The sequence below is a fragment of the Cellulomonas hominis genome (genome assembly GCF_005239125.1).
Lineage (GTDB): Bacteria > Actinomycetota > Actinomycetes > Actinomycetales > Cellulomonadaceae > Cellulomonas > Cellulomonas hominis_A.
In genome coordinates this window covers 1-3,258 of sequence record NZ_SZYE01000286.1, presented here as the reverse complement: position 1 = coordinate 3,258, position 3,258 = coordinate 1, and the positions used below count along the sequence as shown (strand labels likewise).

Genomic DNA, 3,258 nt, shown 5'->3' with positions numbered 1-3,258 from the left:
CCGCCCCCTCGCCCGCGGCGGCGTCGAGGCCGAGCACGGTGCCCTCGGCGAGGCGCGCGCCGCGTGCCCAGTCGGCCGCCGCCATCGCGCGCTTCCCCGCGGGGCGGACCTCGCCGAGCCGGACGGCGTGCGTGCCGGTGCCCACGAGCACCTCGCCGCGGCCGACGCGCACGGCGCCGGGCGCCAGGTCGGTGACGTCGGGCACGAGCCGCACGGGGCCCAGCCCGAGCCGCGCGCCGTCGGGCAGCGTCGTCCAGGCGCCGGGCGCCGGGGTGCAGCCCCGGACCCGCCGGTCGACGGCCATCGCCGGGTGCTGCCAGCGCACGCGGGCGTCCTCGGTGGTGAGCCGCGGGGCGAGGCTGACGCCGTCGGCGGGCTGCGGGACGGGGGTGAGGACGCCGTCCTCCAGCGCGTCGAGGGTCTTGACGAGGAGGTCCGAGCCGGCGTCGGCGAGCCGGCCGAGCAGGTCCCCGGACGTGTCGAGCGGCCGGATCGTCTCGGTGAGCGTGCCCAGCACGGGACCCGTGTCGAGCCCGGCCTCCAGCAGGAACGTCGACGCGCCGGTGACCTCGTCGCCGGCGATGATCGCGTGCTGCACGGGCGCGGCGCCGCGCCAGGCGGGCAGCACCGAGAAGTGCAGGTTGACCCAGCCGTGCCGCGGCAGGCCGAGGACGGCGGGCGGCACCAGGTTCCCGTACGCCACGACGGGCGCGGCGTCCGGCGCGATCTCCGCGATCCGCGCCTGCACCTCGGGGTCCTTGAGCGTCGCCGGGGTCAGCACCTCCAGGCCCGCCTCGAGGGCGCGCTCCTTGACCGGGCTCGGGGTGAGCGTCCGGCCGCGGCCGGCCCGGGCGTCGGGGCGGGTGAGGACGGCGACGACCTCGTGTCGGGAGGCGAGCAGGGCGTCCAGCGAGGGCAGCGCCACCGCGGGCGTCCCGGCGAAGAGCAGGCGCATGGGCACCGATCCTAGTGCCGGGCGGCGCCGCGCCACGGTCAGCCCGGCAGCGCTCCCCGCGCGACCAGGTCGGCCCGCAGCGCCGCGGCCCCGGTGAACAGCACCGCCTGGTACCCCAGGGCCGCCGCCCCGGCGACGTTGACCGGGCTGTCGTCGACGAACACCGTCCGCGCGGGGTCCAGCCCGTGCCGTGCCGCGAGCAGGTCGAAGATCCGCGGGTCCGGCTTGACCACGCCCTCCCGCCCCGAGACGACGACGTCCTCGAGCCGGCCGATCACGGGCGCGACCCGCTCCCCGTGGTGGTAGGTCTCCGCGGACCAGTTGGTGAGCCCCAGCACCCGGACGCCCGCGGCCCGCAGGTCGTCCACCACCTCGGCGCTGCCCGGCACCGGCCCCGGCAGGGCGTGCGCGAACCGCTCGACGTACAGGTCGACCGTCGCCGCGTGCTCGGGGTGGGTGCGGGCGACCTCCTCGCGCGCCTCCCGCCACGACCGCCCGGCGTCCTGCCGGAGGTTGAGCGCCGGGAAGTCGACGTCGGCGAGGAACCGCTCGACCTCGGCGTCGGTCAGCACGCCGTCGAAGGCGCGCTCGGCCTCCCAGCGCACCAGGACGTTCCCGAGGTCGAACACGACGGCCTCGACGGGCTCGGCCGTCACAGCATCTCCTCCGGGTCGAGCCGCACGCGGACCGTCCCGCCCTCCCGGCGTGCGCTGCGCACGGCGAGGGACGCGGCCAGCGACCGCGCGAGGGCCCGGCCGTGCGCGACGGGCACCCGGACGAGGGTGCGCACGGGCGGGTCGAGGGACTCCTGCACGGCCGCGCCCCCCGGTGCGAGCGGCTCGGGCTGCGGGACCGGCCCGAGCACGTCGGAGCCCTCGGGCAGCTCGACGCGGGCCAGCACGGCGGCGACGACCTCCCGGGTGCCGACCAGCTCGGCGACCCGGACGACCGGCGGCAGCCGCACCTCCTCGCGCTCGGCGAGCTCGCGCTCCGCGAGGCCCACCGGGTCCCAGCGCACGAGCGCCTGGGTGGGCCGCTCCGCGCCGTCGCCGACGAGCAGCACGACGCCCCCGTCCCGGGACGACCGGACCAGCGCGGCCGCGGCCATCCACCGGCGCACCGCGTCCTCGGTGGCACGCAGCGACGTCGACCCCGTGGTCACGGCGGCGTCCAGCAGCACGGCCGCGGCGTAGCCGGCAGGGGCGACGGGCTCGGCGCCGATGGTCGACACCACGAGTGCGGGCCGGTCGGGCACCTCGGCGAGCACGCCCGACCGGGCACCGGAGTGCCGCACCGTCACACCCGGGAACGCGCGCCCGAGCTCCTCGGCGGTCCGGTCCGAGCCGACGGCGACGGACCGGAACGTGCCGTTGCCGCAGGCCTCGCACCGCCACTGGATCGCCAGCCGCCCGCACCACCGGCACTGCGCGGTGCCGTCGCCCGAGGTGAGCGCCAGCGGCCCGTGGCAGTGCGTGCACCGGGCGATCTCGCGGCACCGCGCGCACGCGACCGCGGGCAGGTAGCCGGCCCGCGGCACCTGGACGAGCACCGGCCCGTCCGCGAGCCGGTCGCGGATCGTCCGCCAGGCCTCGCCGGGGAGCCGGGCGGCCGCGGCGGCGCCCTCCCGGGCGAGCTCGACGCTGGTCAGCGCCCGGACCCGCGGGGTCCGCGCGCGGACCACGTCCCGGTCCGCGGCGACCGCCCGGACCCAGCCGGAGGCGACGAGCGCCTGCACCTCGGTGGACCGGGCGTGCGCGGCCAGCAGCAGGCCGCAGCCCTCGAGCTCGACGCGCAGGCCGAGCACCTCGCGGACGTGCGGGTACGGCGCGCGCGGCTCGGCGTGCAGGTCGTCGCCGTCGTCCCAGCACACCGCGAGCCCCAGGTCCCGCACGGGGGCGAACGCGGCGGCACGCGTGCCGACGACCACCCGGGCGTGCCCGCGCAGCGCGGCGAGGAAGGCGCGGTACCGGCGCGCGGGGCCGTCGTCGGCCATCAGCCGGACGTGGCTGGCGTCGGTGCCGTCGGGGGTCCACGCGGGCACGCCCGCCGCGACCAGCGCGGCGCACACCCGGTCGACGTCCCGGGCGTCCGGCACGACCACCAGCGCCCCCCGGCCGCTCGCCAACGTGGCCCGGGCAGCCTGGGCGACGCCGTCCGGCCAGCGCTCCCCCGCCGGGCCGGGCAGGGCCGACCACGCCGCACGCGGAGAGCCGCCGGCAGCGAGGTGGGCGAGGAACGCCGGCCCGCCGCGGTACGGGGTCCACGCGGGGGCGGCGGCACCACCGTCGGGCGCGGCGGCCCCG

The 3,258-nt window shown here is 79.5% G+C and carries 3 protein-coding genes; all 3 read right to left on the bottom strand.

Translation table 11 applies throughout. The annotated features are described in order from the left end of the window. Positions 1 to 955, bottom strand: a 955-nt coding sequence (gene fmt, locus FA014_RS18900; RefSeq protein ID WP_154731156.1) for a methionyl-tRNA formyltransferase, incomplete at its 3' end; no start/stop codon positions are given. Between the two features lie 38 nt (positions 956 to 993). Next, the gene (locus FA014_RS18895; protein WP_154731155.1) at positions 994 to 1,611 is read right to left on the bottom strand and encodes an HAD family hydrolase; all 618 of its coding nucleotides are present in this window, start codon (positions 1,609 to 1,611) and stop codon (positions 994 to 996) included. Then, on the bottom strand, positions 1,608 to 3,258 hold a 1,651-nt coding region (locus FA014_RS20325), incomplete at its 5' end, for a primosomal protein N' (RefSeq protein WP_195969384.1). The genes FA014_RS20325 and FA014_RS18895, both read right to left, overlap by 4 nt.